General features: G+C 69.1%; 13 protein-coding genes and 1 riboswitch. Of the genes, 8 read left to right on the top strand and 5 right to left on the bottom strand.

The annotated features are described in order from the left end of the window. Positions 1 to 325 precede the first annotated feature (325 nt). A riboswitch (TPP riboswitch) is annotated at positions 326 to 428 on the top strand. 54 nt (positions 429 to 482) lie between these two features. The 5 genes from thiO to PKE85_RS02795 all read left to right on the top strand — a co-directional run bounded on the left by thiO (position 483) and on the right by PKE85_RS02795 (position 4,194). Then, positions 483 to 1,484, top strand: coding sequence for a glycine oxidase ThiO (gene thiO / locus PKE85_RS02815; RefSeq protein WP_271203271.1), 1,002 nt, complete (start codon positions 483 to 485; stop codon positions 1,482 to 1,484). Continuing rightward, on the top strand, positions 1,453 to 1,650 hold the full coding sequence (gene thiS, locus PKE85_RS02810; RefSeq protein WP_271203270.1) for a sulfur carrier protein ThiS: 198 nt from the start codon (positions 1,453 to 1,455) through the stop codon (positions 1,648 to 1,650). The genes thiO and thiS overlap by 32 nt, the downstream gene beginning before the upstream one ends. A gap of 1 nt (position 1,651) precedes the next feature. Next, the gene (locus PKE85_RS02805; protein ID WP_271203269.1) at positions 1,652 to 2,425 is read left to right on the top strand and encodes a thiazole synthase; all 774 of its coding nucleotides are present in this window, start codon (positions 1,652 to 1,654) and stop codon (positions 2,423 to 2,425) included. Beyond that, the gene (locus PKE85_RS02800) at positions 2,422 to 3,036 is read left to right on the top strand and encodes a thiamine phosphate synthase (RefSeq protein WP_271203268.1); all 615 of its coding nucleotides are present in this window, start codon (positions 2,422 to 2,424) and stop codon (positions 3,034 to 3,036) included. The genes PKE85_RS02805 and PKE85_RS02800 overlap by 4 nt, the downstream gene beginning before the upstream one ends. 153 nt (positions 3,037 to 3,189) lie before the next feature. Then, positions 3,190 to 4,194, top strand: coding sequence for an HD-GYP domain-containing protein (locus PKE85_RS02795; protein ID WP_271203267.1), 1,005 nt, complete (start codon positions 3,190 to 3,192; stop codon positions 4,192 to 4,194). Between the two features lie 93 nt (positions 4,195 to 4,287). Here PKE85_RS02795 and PKE85_RS02790 read toward each other — a convergent pair whose 3' ends face one another. The 5 genes from PKE85_RS02790 to PKE85_RS02770 form a co-directional block, all read right to left on the bottom strand. After that, the gene (locus PKE85_RS02790) at positions 4,288 to 4,458 is read right to left on the bottom strand and encodes a hypothetical protein (protein ID WP_271203266.1); all 171 of its coding nucleotides are present in this window, start codon (positions 4,456 to 4,458) and stop codon (positions 4,288 to 4,290) included. A gap of 63 nt (positions 4,459 to 4,521) precedes the next feature. Next, positions 4,522 to 5,229, bottom strand: a complete 708-nt coding sequence (locus tag PKE85_RS02785; RefSeq protein WP_428981322.1) for an amino acid ABC transporter ATP-binding protein — start codon at positions 5,227 to 5,229, stop codon at positions 4,522 to 4,524. Positions 5,230 to 5,337: 108 nt separating this feature from the next. Continuing rightward, positions 5,338 to 6,483 (bottom strand): amino acid ABC transporter permease, encoded by a 1,146-nt coding sequence (locus PKE85_RS02780; RefSeq protein ID WP_428981303.1) that lies wholly within the window; start codon positions 6,481 to 6,483, stop codon positions 5,338 to 5,340. Positions 6,484 to 6,493: 10 nt separating this feature from the next. After that, a complete protein-coding gene (locus tag PKE85_RS02775) occupies positions 6,494 to 7,696 on the bottom strand; it encodes an amino acid ABC transporter permease (RefSeq protein ID WP_271203265.1) in 1,203 nt (400 codons plus the stop codon). 74 nt (positions 7,697 to 7,770) lie between these two features. Further along, positions 7,771 to 8,787 (bottom strand): amino acid ABC transporter substrate-binding protein, encoded by a 1,017-nt coding sequence (locus PKE85_RS02770; protein WP_271203264.1) that lies wholly within the window; start codon positions 8,785 to 8,787, stop codon positions 7,771 to 7,773. A gap of 261 nt (positions 8,788 to 9,048) precedes the next feature. Between PKE85_RS02770 and metC the strand changes: the two genes are divergently transcribed. The 3 genes from metC (at position 9,049) to PKE85_RS02755 (ending at position 12,945) form a co-directional block, all read left to right on the top strand. Continuing rightward, complete coding sequence (gene metC / locus PKE85_RS02765) at positions 9,049 to 10,227, top strand: cystathionine beta-lyase (protein WP_271203263.1); 1,179 nt, start codon at positions 9,049 to 9,051, stop codon at positions 10,225 to 10,227. Positions 10,228 to 10,264: 37 nt separating this feature from the next. Then, entirely contained in the window at positions 10,265 to 11,758 is a 1,494-nt protein-coding gene (locus PKE85_RS02760) for a carboxypeptidase M32 (RefSeq protein WP_271203262.1), read from the top strand. A gap of 227 nt (positions 11,759 to 11,985) precedes the next feature. After that, positions 11,986 to 12,945, top strand: coding sequence for an ABC transporter substrate-binding protein (locus tag PKE85_RS02755; RefSeq protein WP_271203261.1), 960 nt, complete (start codon positions 11,986 to 11,988; stop codon positions 12,943 to 12,945). Positions 12,946 to 12,975 lie beyond the last annotated feature (30 nt).

Below are 12,975 nucleotides of genomic sequence, written 5' to 3'. Positions count from 1 at the left end.
GAGCCGTTCGCCATAGGTCCCGCCTGACTCCTCCTTGCGGGCCGAGGCCCCGGTGGACAGGTGCGGGCGATGAGCCCGCGCGAGAGCGGCTCGAGACGACTGCGACGTTCGAGCCGGAGCAGAACGCTTGAGGACGCCAAAACAGCGACGCCCTACGCAACAATCTTTCTAGGTTCACATAATATGCTTATTGTGCATAGCAATAAATAAGGGTGCAATGCACCAATTTGTCCAACCGTCATATATTTCGGATGGACGACGCTCCCGGGACACACCCCGGACGCCTGCGACCCGTTGACACGCCGTCTCTGGCATCCCATCGTCCACGCTCTCCGAGGGGCGCCCTGCCGGGCTGAGACGGCGCGATCGCCGGACCCTTTGAACCTGATCCGGGTCGTGCCGGCGAAGGAACGGGGCGAATGACCTTTGGCTGAGGCCCGCCCCTTCGCGCCGACCTTTGTTGCGTGGAAAGGAGCCCGCCCATGCGCGTGACCGTGCTGGGAGCCGGCGTGGCCGGCCTGACCGCGGCGCTGGAGCTGGCGCGGCGCGGCGCGGCGGTGACGGTGCTGGAGCGTGGCGACCGGCTCGGGGCGCTGGCCTGCTCCTGGTCCGCCGGCGGCATGCTGGCGCCCTGGTGCGAGCGCGAAAGCGCGGACGAGGCCGTGGTCCGCGGCGGCGAGACGGCGCTCCGCTGGTGGCCGGAGGCGGTCGACGGCGTCACCCGGGCCGGCACGCTGGTGGTGGCGCCCGCCCGGGACCACGCGGAGCTCGCCCGCTTCGCCCGCCGCACGCGGGAGTTCGAGACCGTGGACGGCGACGCCATCGCGGCGCTGGAGCCGGACCTCGCCGGCCGCTTCCGCTCCGGCCTGTTCTTCCCTCGCGAGGCCCATCTCGATCCCCGCGCGGCGCTGGCCGGCCTCGCCGCCCGCCTGATCGCGCTGGGCGGCGAGCTGCGCTACGGCGTCGAGGCCTCGCCGGAGGAGGCGGACGGCGACGCGGTGGTGGACGCCCGAGGATTCGCCGCCCGGGCGGCGTTCGACGACCTGCGCGGCGTGCGCGGCGAGATGCTGGTGGTGCGCACCGGCGAGATCGCCTTCGCCCGTCCCGTGCGGCTGCTGCACCCGCGCATTCCGTTCTATGTGGTGCCGCGCGGCGACGGCGTGTTCATGCTGGGCGCCACCATGATCGAGAGCGCCGAACGGCGCGGGCCGGTGGTGCGCTCGGTGGCCGACCTGCTCAACGCCGCCTTCGCGCTGCATCCGGCCTTCGGCGAGGCGGAGATCCTGGAGACCCGCGCCGACGTGCGCCCGGCGTTCCCCGACAACCTTCCGCGCGTTGAAAGCCGCGGACGCGTCACTTACGTCAACGGCCTCTATCGCCACGGTTTCCTGCTGTCGCCCGCCTGCGCGCGGGCGGTGGCGGACGCCGTGCTCGGACACGAAGGGAGCGGCCATGAAGCTGATCGTGAACGGCGACGCGCATGATCTCGCGGCCTCCGATCTCGCGCAGGCGCTCGAGGTTCTGGACTATGGCGACGCCGTGGTGGCGACCGCGCTGAACGGCGCCTTCGTGCCCGCCCGCGCCCGCGCCGCGACCGCGCTCAACGACGGCGATCGGATCGAGATCGTCGCGCCCCGGCAGGGAGGATGACATGCTGAATTTCTATGGCGTGGAGCTTGGCTCGCGCCTGCTGCTCGGCACCGCGCAATACCCCTCGCCCGCGGTGCTGGCGGACGCCGCCCGCGCGTCGGGGACCGACATCCTCACCGTGTCGCTGCGGCGGGAGTCCGGACGGCTGCGGGAGGGCCAGGACTTCTGGGGCCTGATCGCCGATCTCGACGTGAAGGTGCTGCCCAACACCGCCGGCTGCCATTCCGTGAAGGAGGCCGTGACCACGGCCGAAATGGCGCGCGAGGTGTTCGGCACCTCCTGGATCAAGCTGGAGGTGATCGGCGACGCCGACACCTTGCAGCCGGACGTGTTCGGGCTGGTGGAGGCCGCCCGCATCCTGTGCGCCGACGGGTTCGAGGTGTTCCCCTACACCACCGAGGACCTGGTGGTGGCCGAACGGCTGCTGGAGGCCGGCTGCAGGGTGCTGATGCCCTGGGGCGCGCCGATCGGGACCGGGCTCGGGCTCAACAACATCTATGGCCTGCGCTCGCTCCGGGCCCATTTCCCGGAGACTCCCCTCGTGGTCGACGCCGGCATCGGCAAGCCGAGCCACGCCGCGGCGGCCATGGAGCTCGGCTATGACGCCGTGCTGCTGAACACGGCGGTGGCGAAGGCCGGCGATCCGGTCGCCATGGCCTCCGCCTTCGCCCGCGCCATCGAGGCCGGGCGCGCCGCCTATCTCGCCGATCCGATCGAGCCGCGGGACATGGCCGCGCCCTCCACGCCGGTGTTCGGCCGGGCGAGCCTCGCATGAGCGCGCGGCTCGATCCGTTCTACCCCGTCGTCGACAGCGCCGACTGGGTGGCCCGGCTGACCGCCGTGGGCGCCCGTCTGATCCAGTTGCGCGTCAAGGACCGGCCGCGCGGCGAAATCTATGGCGAGGTGCGGCGTTCGCTCGGGCTCTGCGCCGCCGCCGGCGCCACCCTGGTGGTGAACGACTACTGGGACATCGCCATCGACGAGGGCGCAGGCTTCCTCCATCTCGGACAGGAGGACCTGGACGCCGCCGACCTGAAGGCGATCCGCGCCGCCGGGATCCGGCTCGGCGTCTCCACCCACACGCCGGAGGAGCTCGACCGGGCGCTGTCCGTGGATCCGCACCATGTGGCTCTTGGTCCGATCTGGCCGACGATCCTGAAGCAGATGCCGTTTCCGCCGCAGGGCCTCGAGCGGATCGGCGAGTGGAAGCGCCGGATCGGGGACCGGCCGCTGGTGGCGATCGGCGGGCTGACGCCGGAGCGCGCCGCGCAGTGCCTTGGCGCCGGCGCCGACGTGGTCGCGGTCGTGAACGACGTGCTCGGGAACGCCGATCCGGAGGTGCGGGCGCTGGAGTGGCTGTCCATCACCCGTGAAACCACGGCATGACGACGCCATGCAGACGCCGTTGAGCCGGCTCGTAAACTGTTTTTAACGCATGGGCTGTTTATGTAACGGTAGAAGTCGCCTCAAGGAGACCGCGCGATGTTGCTTTTGACGGATGAGTCCGAAAGGGGTCGCCGTCTTGCCAAACAGCTAGGGGTGACGCATTCGCTGTGGCGGCTCAGGTCGGGGCCTCTGCCGCAGGAAGCCAGCGCCCCCCAGGCCGTTTTCACCGACGTCGCCTTCGACAACGAGGCCGCGGTTCACTGGCTGCGGCGGACGCTGCAGGCGCTGAAGCGGAACGACATTCCGGTGGTGTGCCTGCTGCGCAGCGAGGATCGCCGGGAGGAAGTGCAGGCCTACGCGCTCGGCGCGACGTCCGTGCTTCCCGCTGACGCCAGCGACGAGGACATCCTCAAGGCCATCGACGCGCTCAAGCGGCGGGCGGACATCGATCTGGCCGTCGAACCGGTTCGCGCCCGGATCGTGCAGGCGAGCTCCAGCTTCGACCACATCATGACGGCGGGACGGGCTGGCGACGCTCCCTGCTCACAGACCCTATCGGACCACGCCAATGGGGTGCTCGCCGCGGTGCGTCAGGATGGCGTAAAGGCGTGGCTCCACGCCTTGCGCTCCTACAACGACGTCACCTACCAGCATTGCCTCACCGTGACGGGCCTCGCCGCCGCCTTCGCGAGCCGTCTCGGCTTCGGCGCGCGCGACCGGCTGCGCCTGACGCGCGCCGCCGCGCTGCACGACATTGGCAAGGCCCGAATCCCGCTCGCCATTCTCGACAAGCCGGGAGCGTTGACGCCGGCGGAATGGGCGGTCATGCGCTCGCACCCGTTGATCGGCTATGACCTGCTCGCGAGCCGCGACGGCTTCTGCGCCGAAGAGCTCGCGGTGGTCCGCAGCCATCACGAGATGCTCGACGGCTCGGGCTATCCGGACGGGCTGAGCGGCCGGGAGATCGGCGATCTGGTGCGCCTGCTGACCATCTGCGACATCTACGCGGCGCTGATCACGCCTAGGCCCTACAAGGACGGCATGCCGGCCGCGGACGCCTATGACATCATGGTGCGCATGGGTGGGAAACTTGACGGCGACATGCTGGCCGAGTTCCGCCACATCCGCGACGATCTGGCGTTCGACGTGACGGGCTGAGAGACCGGCGCGGCGGGGACACCACCGGGCGCCAGAGGGATGCGGCCTCCCTCTCGCCGGCGCCGGTCAGTCTGGCGCGAAAACGCGCGCGGGTCAGCCCGCGCCGTCGTCATTCTCGGCATTCAGGTCGTCCGGCGCGATGGCCCCCGAGCCGAGCTCGGGCCGCCCCTGGGTCGGACTGCCGCCGGCGCCGGTCCCGGCTTCGTCGGCGGCGTCCGGCGCCTCGTCCTCGGGCTTTGTCCTGGGCGTGTCGACTCCGGCCATGCGGGTCTCCCGTTGCGATGTCCTTGAGACGGAGAAGCGCGCGAGGGCCGGCCCTGGTTCCCCTCAGTGCAGAATCTGGCTCAGGAACAGCTTCGTGCGCTCGTGCTGCGGGTTGGCGAAGAAGGCGTTCGGCTCGTTCATCTCCACGATCTGGCCCGCGTCCATGAAGATGACGCGGTTCGCCACCTGCCGCGCGAAGCCCATTTCATGGGTGACGCACAGCATGGTCATGCCGTCGTTGGCGAGGCCCACCATGGTGTCCAGCACCTCCTTCACCATCTCGGGGTCGAGCGCGGAGGTGGGCTCGTCGAACAGCATGATCTTGGGCTTCATGCACAGGGCGCGGGCGATGGCGACGCGCTGCTGCTGGCCGCCGGACAGCTGGCCCGGATATTTCTTCGCCTGGTCCGGGATGCGCACCCGCTTCAGGTAGTGCATCGCCAGTTCCTCGGCGTCCTTCTTGGGCATCTTGCGCACCCAGATCGGTGCCAGCGTGCAGTTCTCCAGGATCGTCAGGTGCGGGAACAGGTTGAAGTGCTGGAAGCACATGCCCACGTCGCGGCGGATCTCGTCGATCTTTTTCAGGTCGTTGGTGAGTTCCGTGCCCTCCACGATGATCTGGCCCTTCTGGAACTCCTCCAGCCGGTTGATGCAGCGGATCATGGTGGACTTGCCCGAGCCCGACGGGCCGCAGATGACGATGCGCTCGCCGCGCCTCACACGCAGGTTGATGTCCTTGAGCACGTTGAACTCGCCGTACCATTTGGACATGCCGATGATCTCGACGGCGGTCTCGTTGGAGATCCTGACCTGATCGGCCTTCGCCAGATCCTCGGCGTCGACGACGGATTCCGCCATGGGTCTCGATCCTTCCGAAAGTCAGCGTTTGTGACCGGTGTCCAGCCGCTCTTCGACGAAGCGCGAGTAGCGGGACATGCCGTAGCAGAAGATGAAATAGACCACGCCCGCGAAGGCGAAGCCGGTGTAGACGGTGACGGGCGTCGCCCAGTTCGGGTCCGCGAAGCCGGCGCGGATGATGCCGAGGAAATCGAAGATCGAGACGATCGCCACCAGCGTCGTGTCCTTGAACAGGCCGATGAAGGTGTTGACGATGCCGGGGATCACCAGCTTCAGCGCCTGCGGCAGCACGATCAGCAGCATCATCGGCCAGTAGCGCAGACCGAGCGCCTGCGCGCCCTCGTACTGGCCCTTGGGTATCGCCTGCAGGCCGCCGCGCACCACCTCGGCCATGTAAGCCGCGGAGAACAGCGCGACCCCCACCAGCGCCCGCAGCAGGCCGTCGATGGTCCAGCCCGAGGGCAGGAACAGCGGCAGCATGTAGGTGGCGAAGAACAGCACCGTGATCAGCGGCACGCCGCGCCAGAACTCGATGAAGGCGATCGACAGGAAGCGGATCAGCGGCAGCTTCGACCGCCGCCCGAGCGCCAGCAGCACGCCGAGCGGCAGCGACGCGACGATGCCGGTGGTCGCCACCACCAGCGTCACCAGCAGCCCGCCCCAGGCCCGCGTCTCCACGGGGCGCAGGCCGAACAGGCCGCCGCGGAGCATCACGAAGGCGAAGATCGGAAACGCGACGAAGAACAGCAGCGCGTTCAGCTTCTTGTGCGGCGCGGAGGGAATGAGCAGCGGCGCGATCAGCGCGACCGCCACAAAGAACACGGCGGCGGGGCGCCAGTGCTGGTCGGCCGGATAGAAGCCGTAGAGCAGCTGCCCAAAGCGCGCGGTGATGAAGGGCCAGCACGCCCCCGTGCCCGGAGCGACGCAGGCCTCGCGGTTCGCGCCGGTCCACACCGCGCGCAGCGCCATGAAATCCACCAGGACCCAGGCCACATAGGCCGCGCCCGCGGCGCAGACCAGCGTCAGCAGCGTGTTGAACGGGCCAGAGAACAGGTTGGCCCGCGCCCAGCCGGAAAAGCCGGCGACGGCGGCTGGCGGCGGCTCGGGCGCCAGCATCGCGGCGCGGACGAAGGGGCGGTCGGCGGGAATGAACGTCGCGTCGGTCATGGCCGGCCCCTCACCGCTCCACCAGCGCGACGCGCCGGTTGTACCAGTTCATGAAGGCGGAGGTGACGAGGCTGATGATCAGGTAGCAGCCCATGGTGATGGCGATGATCTCGATCGCCTGGCCGGTCTGGTTCAGCGTCGTGCCGGCGAACACCTGCACCAGTTCGGGGTAGCCGATGAAGGCGGCGAGCGAGGAGTTCTTGGTCAGATTGAGGTACTGGCTGGTCAGCGGCGGCACCATCACCCGCAGCGCCTGCGGGATGATGACGAGCCGCGTGGCGAGGCCGGGCTTCAGCCCGAGCGAGGCGGCCGCCTCCGACTGGCCGCGGCTCACCGCCTTGATGCCGGCGCGCACGATCTCGGCGATGAAGCCGCCGGTGTAGATGGACAGCGCGATGGTGAGAGCCGCGAACTCCGGCAGCAGCCGCGCGCCGCCCGCAAAGTTGAAGCCCTTCAGCGCCGGCTCCTCGACCGTGACGGGGAAACCCGCCGCCGCCAGCGCAAGGAACGGCAGGCCGATCAGCAGCGCAAGCGAGGTCCAGAGCACGGGAAACGGCTGGCCGGTGCGCATCTGCCGGGCGGTGGCCCACTTCTTCAGGATCGCCACGCCGACGATGGCGACGATCAGCGCCACGAGCCCGACGCCGCTGCCCTCGCCGAAGATCAGCTTCGGAATGTAGACGCCGCGGTTGTTGATGTAGATTTCGCCGAAGATCGAATAGCTCTGCCTCGCGGGCGGCATGGCCGCCAGCACCGCCAGATACCAGAACAGCACATGGAACAGCAGCGGCAGGTTTCGGGTCACCTCCACATAGGCGGTGCACACCTGCCGCACCATCCAGTTCTTGGACAGCCGGCCGATGCCGACCAGAAAGCCGAAGATGGTGGCGAAGACGATGCCGACCACCGCGACAGCCAAGGTGTTCAGCAGGCCGACCAGCAGCGCGCGGGCGTAGGTCGAGGTCTCGCTGTACTCCACCAGCGTCTGGTTGATGCCGAACCCGGCGGTCTGGCTCAGGAAACCGAAGCCGGAGGCGATGCGCTGGCTCGCCAGGTTGTCCTGCGCGTTCCAGACCATGACGCCGACCAGCAGCGCCGCCAGTCCGCCGATGGCGCCCTGTGCGATCCAGCCGCGCGTCTTCTCGTTGGACCAGATCGACCCGGACGCCTTGACCGGCGTTCCGGCCGGAGGTCCGTCATGCGTGATCGCCATGCGCCGCCGCTCCCCAGGCCGTCATCGAGAACCGCGCGGGCGACGCCGCCGCCCGCGCGTCATGCCGTTCAGCGTCAGCGGATCGGCGGGCCGTACTGCAGGCCGCCCTTGGTCCAGAGGGCGTTCTTGCCGCGCTCGATCTGCAGCGGCGAGCCCGCGCCCACGTTGCGGTCGAAGGCCTCGCCGTAATTGCCCACCTTGGACACGATGCGGGCGACCCAGTCCTTGGTCAGGCCAAGCTGCTCGCCGAAATTGCCCTCGACGCCCAGCATGCGGCGGATGTCAGGGTTCGGCGAGTTCAGCATCTCCTGCACGTTCTTGGAGGTGACGCCGGCCTCCTCCGCGTTCAGCATGGCGTAGTGCACCCATTTCACCACGTCGAACCACTGGTCGTCGCCCTGGCGGACGGCTGTCGCGAGCGGCTCCTTGGAGATCAGCTCCGGCAGGACGATGTGGTCGTCCTTGTTGGCGAGCTTGAGGCGCAGGGCGTAGAGCTGCGACTGGTCGGAGGTGAACACCTCGCAGCGGCCGGACTCATAGGCCTTCAGCGTCTCTTCCTGGCCTTGGAACGCCACCACCTCGTACTGCAGGTTGTTGGTGCGGAAAAAGTCGGCGACGTTCAGTTCGGTGGTGGTGCCGGACTGGGTGCAGACCGAGGCGCCGTTAAGCTCCATGGCGGACTTCACCCCGAGCTCCTTGCGCACGAGGAAGCCCTGGCCGTCGTAATAGTTGGTGGCGGTGAAGTTGAGGCCCTGGGTGGCGTCGCGGGACGAGGTCCAGGTGGAGTTGCGCGACAGCACGTCTATTTCGCCGGACTGGAGCGCGGTGAAGCGGTCCTTGGCGGTCAGCGGCGTGAAGCGCACCTTCGCAGGGTCGTCGAAGATCGCCGCGGCGACGGCGCGGCAGAGGTCCACGTCGAGCCCCGTCCACTCGCCTTTCTCATCGGGGTTGGAGAAGCCCGGAAGGCCGGTGCTGACGCCGCACTGCACGAAGCCCTTCTGTTTCACCTGGTCCAGGGTCGCCGCCTGCGCGGCGCCGGACGCGAAGACCGCCGAAGCGCCGAGCGCCAGAGCGGTAAGGAACTGTTTCATGGAAGATGCTCGCCTTGGTTCGCCATGGGGCCGTCCGTCCAACATCCGTCCGAACCGGCTTTTTCGGTCCGTTGGTCGCGGCAGCGGCGCCTCGGGCACATAGAGCGCCGCCTCCCGCCTTCATCCCGATGTTCGCCCAAGAAACATGCGGTCTGCGAGCCCAATTTCGCGCCAGTTGCAAAAAACGGTCAAGGCTTGACGATCCCGGCGGCGACGCAGCATGAACGGTGATCCTGCATCGAATTGTGAGGCGGCAGCCCAATGACGCGCCACGGCGACACGCCCTTCGGGCCGCTGACTTCGCTTGTCCACGCCGGCCGCGACCCCGCCGCGCAGCACGGCTTCGTGAACCCGCCGATCGTGCGCGGCTCCACCGTGCTGTCGCCCACCGTCGCCGATCTGGAGGGCCACACCGGCCGTTACACGTACGGCCGCCGCGGCTCGCCGACGGTGGACGCCCTGACCGACGCCCTCAACGAGATCGAGGGCGGCGCCCATGTGGCGCTGGTTCCCTCCGGCCTCAACGCCGTGACCACGGCCCTGCTGGCCGTGCTCGGCGCCGGCGACCACCTGCTGATGGTGGACACGGTCTATCAGCCGACCCGGCACTTCTGCGACACGTTCCTGAAGCGCATGGGCGTCGCGACCAGCTACTACGACCCCCATGTGGGCGCCGACATCTCCGATCTGATGCGGCCTGAGACCAAAGCCGTGTTCGTTGAGAGCCCCGGCTCGCTCACCTTCGAGGTGCAGGACGTGCCCGCCATCGCGGGCGCGGTCCACGCCCGCGGCGCGGCGGTGATCATGGACAACACCTGGGCGACGCCGCTGCTGTTCCGCGCCCACGACCACGGCGTCGACCTGTCGCTCACCGCCGGCACCAAGTATCTCGGCGGCCACGCCGACCTGCTTCTGGGCACGATCTCCGCCAACGCGGCTTACGCGGGCGCGCTGAAACACGCCCACGGCGCGCTCGGCCTCTGCGTCGGGCCGGAGGACGTGTTCCTGGCGTTGCGCGGGCTCAGGACGCTCGGCGTCCGACTCGCCCATCATCAGGCGGCGGGACTTCGGGTGGCGCGCTGGCTCGCCTCCCGACCGGAGGTGGCGCGGGTGATGCACCCGGCGCTGGAGACCGATCCCGGCCACGAGCTGTGGAAGCGCGACTTCCAGGGCGCGAGCGGACTGTTCGCCATCGAACTCACGCCCGGCCCCAAGGCGGCCGTCGCCGCCTTCCTCGACGGGCTGAAGCTGTTCGGCCTCGGCTACTCCTGGGGCGGGTTCGAGAGCCTCGCCATCCCGTTCGAGGCCGGACCGATCCGCACCGCCACCCGCTGGAGCCCGCTCGGCCCCACGATCCGCATCCACATCGGGCTGGAGGAGGTCGAGGACCTGATCGCCGATCTGGACGCCGGCCTCGCCCGCTACGCCGCGGCGCGCTGACCGCCCCTTCTCTCCGCCTGTTCCGGACCCGACCGCCATGACCGCCTACGCCGCGCTCAGCGCCCATTTCAGCCGCCTGTCGGCGCTCTCCAACGCCATCGGGACCCTGCACTGGGACCACGCGGCGGTGATGCCCAAGGGCGCGGCCGAGAAGCGCGGCGAGAGCCTCGCGCTGCTGAACGTGCTGCGCCACGACATGCTGACCGACGCCCGCGTGGGCGACTGGCTGGACGCGGCGGACGCCGACAACGGGCTCGGGGCGTGGGAGCGGGCCAACCTGCGCGAGATCCGCCGCGTCTACACGGTGGAGACCGCGATCCCGGCCGATCTGGTGGCCGCCTCCACCCGGGCGACCTCCGCCTGCGAGATGGCGTGGCGCGACGCCCGCGCGGCGTCCGATTTCAAGGGCCTGCTGCCGCGCCTTCAGGAGGTGCTGGAGCTTCAGCGCGAGATCGGCCGCGCCAAGGGCGAAAAGCTGGGCTTGAGCCCCTACGACGCGCTGCTGAACGACTACGAGCCCGGCGGACGCTCCGCGGCGATCGACGCGCTGTTCGACGATCTGGCCGATTTCCTGCCGGGCTTCACGGAGGAGGCCATGGCGGCGCAGGCGCGGCGCCCCGCGCTTCCCGCGCTCGAAGGCCCGTTCCCGGTGGAGACCCAGAAGGCGCTCGGCCTGAAGATGATGGCGGCGCTCGGCTTCGACTTCGACCGCGGCCGGCTCGACGTCTCCACCCATCCGTTCTGCGGCGGGTCGGACGACGACGTGCGCATCACCACCCGCTACGACGAGGCGGACTTCACCAGCTCGCTGATGGGCGTGCTGCATGAGACCGGCCATGCGCTCTACGAGCAGGGCCGCCCGCGCGCCTTCATGGGCCAACCGGTGGGCGAGGCCCGCGGCATGAGCGTGCATGAGAGCCAGTCGCTGCTGATCGAGATGCAGGCCTGCCGCAGCCGCGAGTTCCTGGCCTACGCCGCGCCGGTGATGCGCGAAGCCTTCGGCGGCGCCGGCCCCGCCTGGGAGGCGGACTCCATGTGGCGGCGCTACACCCGGGTCGCGCCCGGCTTCATCCGGGTGGACGCGGACGAGGTCACCTATCCCGCCCACGTCATCCTGCGCTACCGGCTGGAGAAGGCGCTGATCGCCGACGCCATGCCGCTCGCCGAACTGCCCGCCGCCTGGGCCGAGGGCATGCAGGCGCTGCTCGGGATCACGCCTCCGGACGATCGTCGCGGCTGTCTGCAGGACGTGCACTGGCCGAGCGGCGGCTGGGGCTACTTCCCCACCTACACGCTCGGCGCCATGACCGCGGCGCAGCTGTTCGACGCCGCGGTCCGCGCCGACGCCGACATCCCGGCCGGGATCGCCCGCGGCGACTTCCAGCCGCTGCTGGGCTGGCTGCGCGCCAACGTGCACGGCAAGGGCTCGCGACTCTCCACCGACGAGCTGCTGACGGAAGCCACCGGCCGCCCGCTGGACGCCGCCGTGTTCAAGACGCATCTGGCCCGACGCTACCTTGACAAGGCGTAACGCCAAACCATCCCACTAAAAACCTCAAAAACTCACGTATTTTCTGGACAGGAATATTTGTTGACATGATTTACAGCCCTGGGCGCCCTTTTGTTGGGCGCCCAGGGCTGCCTGCGCTGGATCGTCAACGAAAAACCACAGAGTCTCCAACGTTCCCGCAAACTGGCCCGCATCGTGCTTCTCACGTTTCCGTGTCGGCCCATCGGCCGAGGAAGCGGGAGAACGAGATGCTTCGTAACGTGACGCGCGTGCTTTCGGCCGGGCTGATCGCCTCCGCCATCGGGTTCGGCGCCGCGCCGGCGATGGCCGCGCCGGAGTCGAAGGACCCGATCAAGGTCACCCTGCACGACTGGACCGGCCAGCTCATCACCGCCCGCCTCATGGGCGAGACCCTGAAGAAGGCCGGCTACAACGTCGAATACGTCCAGGCCGACTATCTGGCCCAGTTCGCCGGCATGAAGACCGGCGACCTGCACGTCGCCATGGAGGTCTGGGCCACCACCGCCAAGGAGGCCATGGACGCCGCCATCGCCGAGGGCGGCGTGGAGAATGTGGGCGAGACCGGCATGCAGGCGATCGAGGACTGGTGGTTCCCCGACTACATGAAGGAGAAGTGCCCGGGCCTGCCCGACTGGCAGGCGCTGAAGGCCTGCGCCGAAGCCTTCTCCGTGCCCGAGACCGCCCCCAAGGGCCGCTATCTCGGCGGCCCCGTGACCTGGGGCGGCTACGACGAGGAGCGCGTGCAGGCGCTCGGCCTCGACTTCGAGGTGGTGCACGCCGGCACCGACGCCGCCATGTTCGCGGAGCTGCAGAGCGCCTACGAGCGCAAGGCGCCGATCATCCTGTGGATCTACGCGCCGCACTGGGCGCCCATCAAGTACAAGGGCGAGTGGGTCAAGTTCCCGCCCTACGAGAAGGCCTGTTACGAAGACCCGGCCTGGGGCGTGAACAAGGAGGCGAAGTACGACTGCGCCAAGCCCCGCGGCCCGATCTACAAGGCCGCCTGGACGGGCGTGAAGGACAAGTGGCCCGGCGCCTACAAGGCCATCAAGGCCTACACGTTCACCAACGACGAGATCGGCGCGCTGGCCGCCAAGGTCGACCTCGACGGCAAGAAGGTCGAGGACGTGGTGGACGAGTGGATGGCGGCCAACGAGAGCCGCTGGAAGGGCTGGCTCGGCCAGTGAGCCGCGCGCGCTGACCGCTGAGCGAAACCC

This window comes from Methylopila jiangsuensis (assembly GCF_027922305.1).
Taxonomy (GTDB): Bacteria; Pseudomonadota; Alphaproteobacteria; order Rhizobiales; family Methylopilaceae; genus Methylopila; species Methylopila jiangsuensis.
The sequence above is the reverse complement of the archived record's forward strand: the minus strand, read 5'-3'. Positions and strand labels throughout refer to the sequence as shown.

Coding starts and splice junctions, on each gene's coding strand:
- thiO (WP_271203271.1), top strand. CDS start 483: ATGCGCGTGACCGTGCTGGGAGCCGGCGTGGCCGGCCTGACCGCGGCG.
- thiS (WP_271203270.1), top strand. CDS start 1,453: ATGAAGCTGATCGTGAACGGCGACGCGCATGATCTCGCGGCCTCCGAT.
- PKE85_RS02805 (WP_271203269.1), top strand. CDS start 1,652: ATGCTGAATTTCTATGGCGTGGAGCTTGGCTCGCGCCTGCTGCTCGGC.
- PKE85_RS02800 (WP_271203268.1), top strand. CDS start 2,422: ATGAGCGCGCGGCTCGATCCGTTCTACCCCGTCGTCGACAGCGCCGAC.
- PKE85_RS02790 (WP_271203266.1), bottom strand. CDS start 4,458: ATGGCCGGAGTCGACACGCCCAGGACAAAGCCCGAGGACGAGGCGCCG.
- PKE85_RS02785 (WP_428981322.1), bottom strand. CDS start 5,229: ATGTCCAAATGGTACGGCGAGTTCAACGTGCTCAAGGACATCAACCTG.
- PKE85_RS02780 (WP_428981303.1), bottom strand. CDS start 6,483: ATGACCGACGCGACGTTCATTCCCGCCGACCGCCCCTTCGTCCGCGCC.
- PKE85_RS02775 (WP_271203265.1), bottom strand. CDS start 7,696: ATGGCGATCACGCATGACGGACCTCCGGCCGGAACGCCGGTCAAGGCG.
- PKE85_RS02770 (WP_271203264.1), bottom strand. CDS start 8,787: ATGAAACAGTTCCTTACCGCTCTGGCGCTCGGCGCTTCGGCGGTCTTC.
- metC (WP_271203263.1), top strand. CDS start 9,049: ATGACGCGCCACGGCGACACGCCCTTCGGGCCGCTGACTTCGCTTGTC.
- PKE85_RS02760 (WP_271203262.1), top strand. CDS start 10,265: ATGACCGCCTACGCCGCGCTCAGCGCCCATTTCAGCCGCCTGTCGGCG.
- PKE85_RS02755 (WP_271203261.1), top strand. CDS start 11,986: ATGCTTCGTAACGTGACGCGCGTGCTTTCGGCCGGGCTGATCGCCTCC.